Annotated in this window: 3 protein-coding genes; all 3 read right to left on the bottom strand. The window is 72.2% G+C overall.

The features are described 5' to 3' along the window. A partial coding sequence (locus ENSA7_RS45145) for a non-ribosomal peptide synthetase (protein ID WP_219908103.1) occupies window positions 1-8523 on the bottom strand: 8523 nt, incomplete at its 3' end. A 122-nt stretch (window positions 8524-8645) separates the two neighbouring features. Continuing rightward, window positions 8646-11225 (bottom strand): type I polyketide synthase, encoded by a 2580-nt coding sequence (locus ENSA7_RS33350; RefSeq protein ID WP_106093462.1) that lies wholly within the window; start codon window positions 11223-11225, stop codon window positions 8646-8648. A gap of 16 nt (window positions 11226-11241) precedes the next feature. After that, on the bottom strand, window positions 11242-12414 hold the full coding sequence (locus tag ENSA7_RS33345; protein WP_106093461.1) for an adenine nucleotide alpha hydrolase family protein: 1173 nt from the start codon (window positions 12412-12414) through the stop codon (window positions 11242-11244). Window positions 12415-12440 lie beyond the last annotated feature (26 nt).

Here is a 12440-nt window from a genome sequence, read left to right as displayed (position 1 = left end):
GGTCGCGGCTGTCGACGCGCCCGCGCTGGCTCCGGCATCCACGGGCGCGTCGACAGCCGCGACCAGAGCACGAGCGCGCTGACCGAAGTGGGCCTCGAGCTCGGCGCGATGCTCGGCCCACAGGTGGTCCGTCAGGGCCGCCAGGGTCGTGTGGCGGTAGAAGATCGTCGGATAGATCTCGACGGCGTAGCGGGCCCGCAGGGCCGCGCTGAGGGCCGTGAAGCTGACCGAGCTCATCCCGAGCTCGCCGAGGGGGGTGCGCGCGCCGACTTCCTCGGCCGCGACGCCGAGCTCGTCGGCGACCATGGCCGCGAGCTGGGCCACGAGCGCCCCGTCGCGCAGCTCGGGCTCGCGCACCGCGGGCGTGGCCGCGAGCTCGTCGCCCTCACCGAAGCGCGCGACCAGCTGGGCCTGCGACAGCGACGCGAGCGTCTGTCGGTCGATCTTGTCGTTGAGCGTGCGCGGCAAGCTGTGCACGCGCACGAGCGAGTCGGGGATCATGTAGTCCGGCAGCCAAGCCGCGAGCTGCTCGCGACGCGGCGCGGCGGCGCCCTCGGCGAGGACGTAGCACGCACGCAGCGAGGGGGACCCGTGCTCGCGGACCACGGCCACGGCCTCACGCACGCCGTCGAGGCGCAGCAAGCTCGCCTCGATCTCGCCGAGCTCGATCCGATGGCCGCGGAGCTTGACCTGCGCGTCCTTGCGACCGATGTACTCGACGCGCCCGTCGGCGAGGCGACGGACGAGATCACCCGTCCGATACATCCGCGCCGTGGGATCGTCGACAAAGGGATCGACGACGAAGCGCTCGGCGCTGAGCTGCGGTCGGCCGAGGTAGCCACGGGCCACGCCGTGGCCACCGATCCAGAGCTCGCCGACCACACCGATCGGCGCCAGAGCCCCGGCGCTGTCGAGCACGTAGAGCGCCGTGTTGGCGATCGGCTCCCCGATCGTCACCCGGTCCCCGGCGCGGAGGCGAGCGAGCGAGGACCAGATCGTCGTCTCGGTCGGCCCGTAGAGGTTCCAGACCTGGGCGTTGCGGGCGACCAAGGTCGCGGCGAGGTCGGCGGGGAGGGCCTCGCCGCCACACAGGACCTTGAGCGTCGGCGAGCCCGACCAGCCCGCGGCCTCGACCATGCGCCAGGTCGTCGGCGTGGCCTGGATGACCGTGGCCGCGCTGGCCTCGATCGCCTCGCGCAGGCGCATGCCGTCGCGGGCGACCTCGGCCGCGACGATCTCGACCGTCCCACCACAGATCAACGGGAGGTAGAGCTCGAGGCCCGAGATGTCGAAGCACACCGTCGTCAGCGCCAGCAGCGTGTCTCCCGGGCCAAAGCCCGGCTCGCGCGCCATCGACGACAAGAAATTGGTCAGCGCGCGATGGGGCACGCGCACGCCCTTGGGTCGACCCGTCGAGCCCGAGGTGTAGAGCACGTAGGCGTCGTCCTCGGGCCCGGCCATGCCGGGCATGTCGGGCGTGCCGGGCATGGCGGGCATGCCGGGCATGCCGGGCATGGGCCGCTGGGGCGGAGCCTCGTCCGCGTCGATGAGCAGCCGCGCGGCGGCGCCGTAGTCGGCGTCGATGCCCGAGTGCGTGAGCATCAGGTGGAGCCCGGCGTCCTCGGCCATGTAGCGCAGGCGCTCACTCGGGTACGTGGGGTCGAGCGGCACGTAGGCCCCGCCCGCGGCCTGCACGGCCAGCAGCGCGACGGGGAGCAGCACGTCGCGCGGCAGCAGCACGCCGACCCGCCGCCCACGCCCGACCCCGGCCGCGCGCAGGCGCCCGGCGAGCGCGCCGACCCGCGCCATCAGCTGGCGGTAGCTGAGCTCGTCCGCGCCGCAGCGCACGGCGAGCTCCTCGGGCCGCGCCTGGGCCTGACGCGCGACCAGCTCCCACACCAAGCTGTCGGCCGGATACGGCCCGGCGCGCATGGCCCCGAGCGAGGCCCGCTCGTCGGCACCAAGCAGCTCGAGCGCCGCGATCGGCCGATCGGGATCAGCCACGGCCGCAGCCAGGAGCTGCTCGAGGTGACGCCCAAAGCGAACGATGGTCTCGGCGTCGAACAGCGTGGGGTTGTACTTGAGGGTGTAGCGGCAGCCCTCGCGCTGCTCGACGATCTCGAGCGTGAGCTCGAACTCGCCCTCTTGGTGGACGCCCTCGACGGGCCCGGAGACCAGCGCGTTGGCGCCGGCTTCCCGCACCCAGTTTTGAAAGTAGAAGGCCACGTTGAAGCGCGCGGCGCCCTGGCCTGGCGTCTCGCGCTCGAGCGCCTCGAACAGCGTGAGCAGCGGGTAGGTGCTGTGGCTCAGGGCGTCGAGGTTGGCCGCGTGGACCCGGCGCAGCAGCTCCGTGAACGGCTCCGCCCGATCGACGCGCTCGGCGATCACGACCATGTTCATGAAGTAGCCGAGCACATCGTCGTAGCCCCGCGACGGGCGCCCAGCCGTCGGCGTGCCGACGGCGACGTCGTCCTGGTCGCAGTAGCGATGGAGCAGGGCCAAAAAGCCGGTCAGCATGACCGTGAACAGCGAGGTCCGCTCGCGGGCCGCGAGCGCGCGGGCGTTGGTCATGAGCTGCGGACCGAGCTGAGCGTCGACGCTCGCCCCGACGAAGCTCGGCGTCGCCGATCGCGGCCGATCGAGGGGCAGCGCCATCTGGGTCTGACGTCCACGCAGGCGCGCGAGCCAGTAGTCGCGCTGGCGGACGCCCTCCGGCCCGGCGAGCGAGTCCTGCTGCCAGCGAGCAAAATCGGCGTAGCTGCGGGCTGGAGCGGTGCGCGGCGGCGCCTCGCCCCGGCCCAGCGCGGCGTAGCCACGCTCGAGCTCCGCGACCAGCAGCCCGATCGAGACGCCGTCGAAGACCATGTGATGAAAGCTCAGCAGCAGCGCGTGGCGACCATCACCGAGGGTGTACAAGCTCGCCCGAACCAGGGGACCGTCCCCGAGCTCGAACGGCCGGCGCAGATCCTCGCGCATGCGCTCGCGCAGCTCGGCCTCGTCGACGGCCGTGGTCAGCACGTGGTGGAAGGGCAGCTCGGGCCCGCGCAGCGTGTCGACCCGGGGGCCCTCGGTGCCCACGAATACCCGCGCGCGCAGGGCCGCGTGCCGATCGACGAGGGCCTGCAGGGCGACGCGCAGGGCGAGGACATCGAGCTCGGGGTCGAGCCACAGCGCGAGCGGCAGGTTGTAGGCGTAGTTGGCGGGCGCGACCTGCTCGATCACCCACAGCGCGCGCTGGCCCTCGGACAGCGCGTGGCTGGCCTCGACCTCGGCCTCGGCCGCCCGCGGACGGAGGACCTCGGCGGCGACCGCCGCGAGGGCCCGACGCGACGCGTCGACGGGCGTGGCTGCGGGCGTGGCTGCGGGCGCGGCTGCGGGCGCGGGCACCTCGGCGGGCGCGTGCCTGGGGGGGCGCGCGGCGGCGACCCCGAGGCCCGAAGTCGCCGCGGCCGGAGCAGTCGAATGCCTGGCCTCGGCCAGCCAGTGCGCGCCGAGGTGAGCGGCGAGCTCACGCAAGGTCGGGTGGTCGAAGAAGTCAGCGAGGGGAACCATGACCCCGAACGCTTCGTCGACGGCCGCGACGATCTTCATGCCGCTGAGGGAGTCGAAGCCGTAGTCGGCCAGCGGGCGGTCGGGCTCGATCTGCATGTTGAGCTGCAGCACGCCCTCGACGAGCTCGCGCAAGCGCTGCTCGAGGCTCGGGCCGGTCGCGGCGGCGACTCGCGCCGCCGGCTCCGGCGTCGCGTCGACCACCGCTGCCACCGCTGCCGCCGCCGTGGACTGGATCACCCCATCGCTCTGGGCGATCAACACGCGCTGGCCCAGCTCGGCCCCGGCATCGCCGAGCTCGACGACCTCGCGGTAGCCCTCCTCGCGCAACAGCAAGGACCAGCCCGCGGGCGACGCGAGCGGCGAGTCGGGCAGCCGCAGCTGGCCATCGTCGAAGGCCCACCAGCCCTCGAGCACCCCGCCCCCGAGGGTCAGGAGCGGCCGGACCATCGTCAGCTCATTGAGCACCAGCCAGCCGCCTGGGCGCAGGAGCGCCTTGGCCTTGCGCAGGGTCGCCCGGAGGTTGCGGGTCGCGTGGACGACGTTGGTCGCCACGACCAGATCGGCGACGCCAGCCTCGAAGCCCTGGCTGTCCAGGTCCCGATCGAGGTTGAGGGTCTCGAAGCGCGCGAACGGGTAGTCGGCGGCGAAGCGCTCGCGACCAAACTCGACGAAGCGCGGCGAGATGTCGGTGAACACGTAGCGCGCCCCGGGCCCGGACTCGGCGAGCGTGGCCAGGACCCACTCACTCGTCGCGCCGGTCCCCGCCCCGAGCTCGATGACCTCGACCCCCGCCTGGCCCCGCTGCTCGACGAAGCAGCGGACGCTCTCGCGCACGAGCCGATTGAAGGAGTCGGTCAGCGGGTTGCCCTTGTAGAAGTTCTGGACCAGCTTCATCGAGGTCCCCGGGAACATGATCTGCGTGGCCCCGATCTCGGCGCGGAGGATCCTCGGGTAGTCGGCGAGGAACAGGCGGTTGAGGGTGATCGTCGCCTCGATGCTCGGGTAGCGACGCGCGAGCTGATCGAGCGCGGCCTCGGCCCAGGCCCACAGGCCCTCGATCTCGACCTCGGCGACGGCCGCCGTCGTCCACAGCTCCCCCGCGCGACGCTCGAGCAAGCCGGCATCGACGAGGATGTTGATCAGGGCCTCGTGCAGCCGGTCGAACTTGGCGACGATCCCGAGCCTGGCCCGCAGGCCCGCGCCCTCGTGGCGCTCACCGGGCCGGTGGAACACACCCATGCGCCGGTAGGCATCGAGCAGCAGCCGGACCGAGACCGCCTCGATCTCAGCGTAGCCCGCGAGCACCTCGGCGGCCGCGAGATCGGGGGCGCCGTCGGCGAGCAGGCGATCCCGCGCGGCCGCGAGCGAGGGCCCGCCGTCAGCGGCGAGCAGCCGAGCGTCCGCCTGTGGCGTGTAGCCCATGGCCTCGAGCGCCCGGCTCGAGGCGCGGATCGGCATGACCTGAGCGAGGCCGCTGGCGAGGATCTGGCCCACGGCCTCGACGCCCGCGGCAGCGCTGAACGCCTCGATGCCGAGGCCGGCGAAGATGTTCGCCAGGCCCGGCTGGGCCCCCGATCCGACCTGCCCCCAGTAGCCCTGGTTGATCACGGTCACCGGCACGCCGAGGCGCGCGCGAAGCAGCTGGCCGTAGGCGTCCTCCGTGGTCGACGCACAGATGTAGGCGCCGTTGCCAGCGAAGCTCCCGAACGAGCCCGCCGACGAGAACAGCGCGAGGAAGTCGAGGGGCTCGCCCGCGAGCGCACGGGCGAGCGCCCCGACGCCGTCGATCTTCACCCGCGTCGCCGCCACGAAGCTGGCCGTGTCGAGCGCGGACAGGACGTGGTTGTCGAACGTCATCGCGGCATGGATGGCGCCGTGCAGCCCACCAAAGCGCGCGCGCGCGGTGGCGATCGCTGCGCGCAGGTCCGCCTCGGAGCAGGCGTCCCCGCGGACATGGACGAGCTCGCCGCCGTACTCGCGGATCTTCGCCGCCGTCGCCTCATGCTCGGCCCGCATCGGACCGCGGCTCAACCACAGCAGCCGGGCCTGGTGGCGGGCCGCGAGCGCGAGGCTGAGCTCGCGCGCGATCCCGCCGGTCCCACCGACGATCAGGTAGACGCCGCGCTCACGGTAGACCGGGCCGCCCGCGGGCAGCTCGATCGCCCCGAGCTGCCGCTCGTAGCGGACGCCCTCGCGCAGCGCGACGCAGGGGCTCGAACCGTCGAGCCCGAGCGCGAGGATCTCGTCGACGAGGGCGTGGCGCCCGAGCGCCGTCCCGACCTCGGCTCCGGCGAAGTCGAGGCCGGCGACGCGCAGCTGCGAGCGCTCTTTCGGCGCGACCTGCAGGAGCCCGTACATGCCCGCGGCGAGGGGGTTGTGCACGGCGCCGCCCGCCACGGCGAACGCGTCGCTGGTGACCACGATCACCCGCTCGCAGCCCTCACTGCGCAGCAGCTCGAACAGCGCGAGCGAGCCCCGGCGCTGATCGGCCGCGAGCTGCTCGGCGCTGCCGAGGCCGACGAGGGCCAGGCTCGCGCCCCCGAGGTGAAGTACGAGGTCTGCCGCGACGCTTCGCGCCAGCCAGGCCTCCCGCGGCTGCTCGTCGAGATCGATGATCTCGAGCTGGCCGGGGGCGAGCCGGGCCGCGATCGCGTCAGCCAGCCAGGCCGACGCGGCGCTGACGAGCGCGACCACGCGAGCGGGACGGGTCGCGGCCCAACCGAGGCCCCGCGCACGCTCGGCGCGGCGCCAGGTCGGGCGATAAAAGCGAGGTAACTCGGCGGCCGGGAGCGCCACCGGCTCGCGCTCGACCGGCTCGCGCTCGACTAGCTCGCGCTCGACCAGCGCCGGGCTCGCCGGCTCCCGGCTCACCGGCTCCGGCAGCGAGGGGATCCAGCAGCGCGTGCGCTCGAACCGATAGCTCGGCAGCTCGACGCGCCGGGCGCTGACGGGTCCGACCTGCGCCCACTCGAGCTCGGCGCCGGCGACCCACAGCTTGGCCACGACGTCGAGCTCGCGCTGCGCCACCGCCCGGTCGAGCTGGTCTCGCTGGGCGGCGCTCAGCTCCGTGCGGACCCGCGCCGCATGACCCACGGCCACCCGCGGGTCGCTGCCCGTGGCGGCGAAGGCCTCGAGAACCTCGATCGCCTCGTCGAGCCGCGTGGCCACGAACGCCGCGCGGCGCTCGTACCCGCTGCGCCCGACCAGCAGCGTGTGGGCGACATCGGCGAGCTGTGGCCCGCGCTCGCGCGGGTCCTCGCCTGCGGCGACGACGACGAGCGCCGCGATCTCCCGGGCGCTCCGGGCCGCGGCCACGCCCGCGGGCGGCGTGGTCCCGAGCTCGGCCGCGAGCAGCTCGCGCAGGCGCCCGTACTCGGCCAGGCCGAACCCGCTGTCGACGAGATCGCGGTCGAGCTCGAGCTCGTTGGCCTCCACGCCGAGCGCCTCGGCGGCGAGGCGCAGGCAGACCCCCTCGGCGCGCTCCCGGGCCTCCGCGCTCGGGGCCTCGACGGCCTCGGCGCTGCGGCGCAGGTGCCTGGCCAGGGCCCCGGCGTTGGCCAGCAGCGAGTGCTCGCTCTTGGCCGAGAGGACCAACAGCTGCGGCCCGGCGAGGGCCGCCCGATCCCGCTCCTGCGCGGGCCCGCAGTACTCCTCCACGACCAGGCACGCGTTGGCCCCCCCGCCGCCGAACGAGCTGACGATCGCCCGCCGCGGCGAGCTGTGCGGGGCGCCCTGTGGCCCGCTCAGCTCGAGCTTGGGCCACGGCTCCAGCCGCTGTTGGATCACGAACGACGTCGCGTCGAGGTCGAGCTTGGGGTTGAGCGCGGCGGCGTGGAGCGAGGGCGCGAGCTGGGCGTGGCGCAGCTGCAAGAGGACCTTGGTCAGGCCGACGATGCCCGCGGCCGACTCGAGGTGACCGACGTTGGACTTGACCGAGCCGACGGCCACGTGCCCGCCCGCGTCCCGGGTTGGGCCGAGCGCGGCGACGAGGCCGGCGATCTCGATCGGGTCGCCGAGCGGCGTCCCGGTCCCGTGGGCCTCGACGTAGTTGATGGTCTCGGCCCCGACCCCGGCCCGGGCCAGCGCCGCGCGGATCACCTCGGCCTGAGCCGACGAGCTCGGGACCGTGTAGCCGCCGGTCTTGCCGCCAGCGTTGATCGCCGTCCCGCGGATCACGGCGAGAATCCGATCGCCGTCGGCGACGGCCGCCGACAGCGGCTTGAGCAGCACGGCGCCCACGCCCTCACCGTCGACGAAGCCGTCAGCCCCGGCCCCGAACGCCCGCAGCTTGGGCCCCCGCGAGATCATCCCGCGCCGCGCGAGGGTCCGCATGTGCATCGGGTGGAGGATCAAGTTGACCCCGCCGGCGATCGCGGCGACGCACTCGTTGCGACGAATGCTCTCGCAGGCCAGGTGAATGGCCGTCGAGGCCGCCGAGCAGGCCGTGTCCACGGCCATGCTCGGGCCCCTGAAGTCGAACACGTAGGACACGCGATTGGCCAGCGACCAATAGTTGGAGTGGGCCTCGGTCTCGACCCCGCGGGCGTCGGCCTCGCCGCCCATCCACTCGTAGTTGCTGTTCATCGCGCCGACGAACACGCCCACGGGCCCGGCCGCGGCGAGCTTGGCCGCCGGGCAGCCGGCGTCATCGAGGACCGCCGCGGCGGTCTCGAGAAACAGGCGCTCCTGCGGATCCATGGCCGCGGCGTCGGCCGGTGAGATCTGCCAGAACATCGGGTCGAATTTGTCGACGTCGTCGATGAACCCGGCCCACTTGCTGTAGCAGCCCTGGCGTCCGCTCGCGTCATGAAAGGCGTCGGCGTCCCAGCGCGCGGCCGGGACCTCGCGGATGCAGTCGCGCCCGCTGGCGAGGTTGGCCCACAGCTCGCCGACGTCGTCCGCGAGCGGGTAGCGGCCGGCGACACCGATGATCGCGACGCCCTCGTCGGTCGGGGCCTTGGTCGGCGCCACGAGTTGGGCAAGGAGACTCAGCAACTGTTTGCGTTTGTGGTCCACGGTGTTCTCTCGTGCTGCATCCCGAAGCGCGCGCTGTAGCGCGGCCACAGGCTTGCGGGTGGGGACTCGGTCGGCGCTCAGTCGAGGTCGGAGCGGCGCGCGGCGACTCGCTGGGCGCGCCGTGAGACGCGCTCAGTCCCGGGCGAGGTCTCGGCTGCGGTGAGGCCGAGCTGCACGCTCAGGTTGTCCACGAAGCTGGTGATCGTGGGGAACTCGACGAAGGTGCTGGCGGGGACCTCCACGCGCAGCTCGGTCGCGAGCTTGGCGGCGATGCCGATCAGCACCAGCGAGTCGAGGCCAAGATCGAACAGGTTGGCGTCGAGGCGCACGCGCTCGCGCCCGCCGACGGCCTTGGCGACCTCGTCGACGACGCAGGTCGTCAGCGCCTCGCGGATCGCCACGGGGTCGCCAGCTTCGAACACCGCGCGGAGCTGACTGCTCGCGGCGGCCAAAGGCGGCTCGCCACCGCTGTCCGGCTCGAACCAGTGGCGGCGCCGCTCGAAGGCCGGGGTCGGCAGCGGCACCCGCCCGATCGTCTCGCCGTGCATGGCCGCGAGATCGAGGTCGAGTCCCGCGACCCACAGCGCCCCGACGAGGTCGAGGACGTGGGCCAGACCCCGGGCGCGGCCGGGTGCCGGCGCGACCTCGACCGGGCGATGATCCGGGCCGAGCGCGTCGAGGCTCGAGAACCCGCTGCCGCCCATCCAGCTGTCCGCGCGGCCAGCCTCGACCTCGCTCATCCACCGCCCCCGGCTCAGGCTCATGACCCGCAGGCGCGCGGGCTCGAGCTGGCGCGGGGCTTGACCCAGGAGCAAGCCCGCGGCCTCGGCCACGGTCACGACCTCGGCCACGGCCGCGGCCACGGCCAGGCCAGGCCCCGCAGCCGCGAGCCCAGCCGGCGCGACGCCCCAGGACATCAGCGCGCGAACGAGGGCGTACTCGTGGACGAAGCCCGGGTCCACGCTGGTGGTCCCGAGCGCCCGCACGCAGTCCTCGTGGGCCGCGCGGTAGGCCGGCAGCGCGTCGCACAGCTCGCGGATCTCGGCCGGGTCGACGCTGGCGCCAGTCAGCACCAGCACTGGGGTCCTCCGCTCGCGCCCGGCCACGGCCCGGCGCACGCGCGCGTCGTCGCCGAGCGCGAGGACCATGGCCGCGTCGCGGACGCTGTCGACGACCACCGCGAGCCGGTGGGCGTGGCTCCGACGCCCACAGGCCAGGGTCTGGGCGACGGCCCCGAGCTCGAGCTCACGCCGGCGCTTGAGCTCGCGCGCGAGCTTCATGCTCAGGCGATCGAGGCTGGCCTCGGACCGCGCCGACACCAGGACCAGCTCGTGGCTGCGGCGCGACGTCGCGGCCGTCCGCGACGGCGGCTGCTCGAGGATGACGTGGGCGTTGGTCCCACCGATCCCAAACGAGCTCACGCCCGCGCGGCGGGGGCCCTCCGCGATCCAGTCCCGGGTCTCGGTGTTGACGTAAAAGGGGCTCGCGTCGAAGTCGATCTCGGGGTTTCGCCGCTCGAAGTGGAGGCTCGGGACCAGCTGCCGGTGCTCGAGCATCAAGACGGTCTTGATCAGTCCAGCCATCCCCGCGGCGGTGTCGAGGTGGCCGATGTTGGTCTTGACCGATCCGAGGGCGCAGCTGCCCGCGCGGCCGGTCCCCTCACGAAACGCCTGCGTGAGCGCGGCGACCTCGATCGGATCGCCGAGCGGGGTGCCGGTGCCGTGGGCCTCGACGTAGCTGATCGAGTCGGGCGAGAGATCGGCGATCGCGAGCGCGTCGGCGATGACCTCGGCCTGGCCACCGACGCTCGGAGCCGTGTAGCCCGCCTTGTCGGCGCCGTCGTTGTTGATCGCCGAGCCACGGATGATCGCGTGGACCCAGTCGCCGTCGGCCAGCGCGTCCTCGAGACGCTTGAGCACGACGACCCCCACCCCGCTGCCGATCACCGTGCCGCGGGCCTGAGCGTCGAACGCCCGACAGTGACCGTCGGGCGAGAAGATCATGCCCTCTTGATAGCTGTAGCCCTTCTCGAGGGCGAGGTGCACGGCGCCGACGAGGGCCATGTCGCACTCGCCACCGACCAGGCCCATGCACGCGCTGTGGATCGCGACCAGCGAGGTCGAGCACGCCGTGTTGATGCTGAGGCTCGGCCCGCGCAAATTGAGCTTGTAGGACACGCGCGTGGCCAGGAAGTCCTTGTCGTTGGCCAGCATCAGGCGATAGCGCTCGATCGCCGAGCCGCTCGTGTAGCGGCGGCCGAGCTTGTCGAGCAGGTAGCTGTTCATGCCCGCGCCAGCGTAGACGCCGACGTGACCCGGGCACGCCGTGGGGTCGTAGCCCCCGCGCTCGAGCGCCTCGTGGGCACACTCGAGGAACACCCGGTGCTGGGGATCGAGGATCTCGGCCTCGTCGGCGGTGAAGCCAAACAACTCGGCGTCGAAGTCCTCGAGCTCGTCGATGGTCTGCGCCGCCTTGACGAAGGTGGGGTCGGCGAGCCGCTCGGGCGCGACCCCGGCCGCGAGCAGCTCCTCGTCGGTGTAGCGGCGCAGGCCCTCACGTCCGCCCTTCAGCAGGTCCCAAAACTGCTCCACGGACGCCGCACCCGGGAACCGGCAGGCCATCGAGATAATCGCAATATTGTGTTGTCCAGTCGTCATCGTAGGTCTCCAGGTGTCAATCATCGAGGCGGATGCCGAGCTCCGAGGCTACGGAGCGCATGTCGAGGAAGCTGCGGGCGACGAAGCGCGCGGCGTCCTCCGACGCATCCATCCGCTTAAACAGGGCGACGAGCGTGGCCTCGTGATCGGCTCGCTGGCCCTCGCCCTTGGCGATCGCCATCACGACCTCGCCGAGCCGCGCATCGACCTCGCCGAGGTCGAGGCTGCGCGGGAACTTGATGCTGAAGGTGTTGCGGTCGTAGTCGGCGTTGCGCTTGACCGAGCGCACGTGGCTCGACGCGTTGAGCTTGTAGAACATGCAGCCCCAGTTCTTGTACGAGTAGTAGTTGAGCAGGGGGAACAGCGTGCAGTGAGTCTCGAGCGGCGAGGACTCGTACAGACCCTTGGCGCGGAGCACCTCGACGATGCGATCGGGGTCGTAGTCGTGGCGCATCGCGATGAACGGGAACACGATCTTGGGCAGGTTCTCGTCCTCGTCGAACAGCAGGTCCTCGAGCTGCTCACCGAACAAGGTCCCCGTGAGCTGCTCACCGAAGGTCTTGTAGAAGCCACGCACGACCTCGCGCACGTTCGACTCCATGGTCAGGATCTGCTGGGGGTCGGCGCACAGCGCGATGTAGGGGATGTTCTCGCGGTAGGCCCACAAGATCGCCTTGAGCACGAAGAAGGTCCGGCACGAGACGCACGGCAATTTCTCGTCGAGGTAGCGCCCGGGCTTGGCCGGCGCCGGGCGGTTGAAGACCTCGCGCATCATCAGCTTGATGTTGTCGTCGTCGGCGTCGACGACGAAGGTCGCGTCGATCTTCTCGCGCGCGAGCGCGATGTTCTGCGCGGCGTGGACGCTCTCGAACGGGACGTCGAAGGTGTAGGCCAGGACTTGCTTGCCGTACTCGTTGACGAACAAGTCGAGCATGTACGTGCTGTCCTTGCCCCCGCTGTACATGAACAGACAGTCGTAGTCGCCGGCCGCTGGGGCGGCTGCCTGGAACTCGGCGAACACCTCGCTGGTGTAGCGGTAGTTGTCGAGCAGCCCCTCGACCTGGTTGAGGCTGCACAGGTTGCAGATCTGCTGGTCGTCGATCGTGATCCCGGGATGATCGGACCCGAGCGCACAGATCCTGCACGCGGTCGTCGATTCGCTGGCTTGGTGGGGGTCGGGTTGATGCATGGTGATCTGTGCTCGCAAACTGAGGT

Source organism: Enhygromyxa salina, from assembly GCF_002994635.1.
GTDB lineage: Bacteria > Myxococcota_A > Polyangia > Nannocystales > Nannocystaceae > Plesiocystis > Plesiocystis salina_B.
Note: the sequence above shows the minus strand (reverse complement) of the source record. Positions and strands in the feature narration are given on the sequence as shown.